The sequence below is a fragment of the Oleiphilus sp. HI0043 genome, assembly GCF_001634935.1.
Map to the genome: position 1 here is coordinate 1 of NZ_LWEY01001716.1, position 780 is coordinate 780.

General features: G+C 45.3%; 1 protein-coding gene. It reads left to right on the forward strand.

Annotation, left to right across the window (positions count from 1 at the left end):
- On the forward strand, positions 1-737 hold a 737-nt coding region (locus tag A3729_RS26140), incomplete at its 5' end, for a phosphate/phosphite/phosphonate ABC transporter substrate-binding protein (protein WP_068634440.1).
- Between the last annotated feature and the right edge of the window lie 43 nt (positions 738-780).

A 780-nucleotide genomic window follows, 5' to 3' on the forward strand; every position in this document is an offset into this window, starting at 1 on the left:
TTCCTACTAAAACAGTAGCATGGCAAAACGTAATTTCTTTTTTGGAACAAGCCTCGGGAATTGAACTTAAATATGAAGCTGCCAGCAGCCAACTCGATTTTGAATTAAAACTGGCCAAAGGGCATTACGACCTTGCCTACACTACCCCTTTGCAGTTTCATGCATTTAAAGAGTTTCCGGGCTACCAGGCCCAGGTCAAACGCAAGTCACAGCCAATCAGAGGGCTAATATTCGTTAAGAAAACTGGACCAATTAAGACCTTGGCAGAACTAAGAAATGCAACCATTGCGTTTCCTGGCTTGCTAGATTTTGCCGCCAGCGTAGTGCCGAGAGAAAGCCTGAATAAACTTAACTTCGATATCATCCCCCAGTTTTTATCTAGTCAGTCAGAGGTCTACAAAGGCGTCGCTAATGGGGATTACATCGCCGGTGGCGGAACTGATGAGAGCTTTAGAGCACTCCCCCCTGAAATACGTAGTCGCCTGAGAATGCTCTGGGACAGCCCCGGGTTTTCTCCCTACCCTCTTATCGCACACCCTCGCGTCGATTTTTTCTCGCTCACCAAGTTAAAGCGGGCGTTTGTGAATATGATTAAAGATGACGAAGGGGAAAAGCTTCTCAAGTATATTTTTGTTGAAAACGGCTTTGAGGTTGCTAAAAACAGCGACTGGGATGAAATTGGCCTGATCGACCTCCATATCCTTAACGGTACTTCGAAAAAATCTCATGCAGAGTAAACAGGCCTACCTCTTTGGAACTTGCCTAATAGATTCCTTTTAC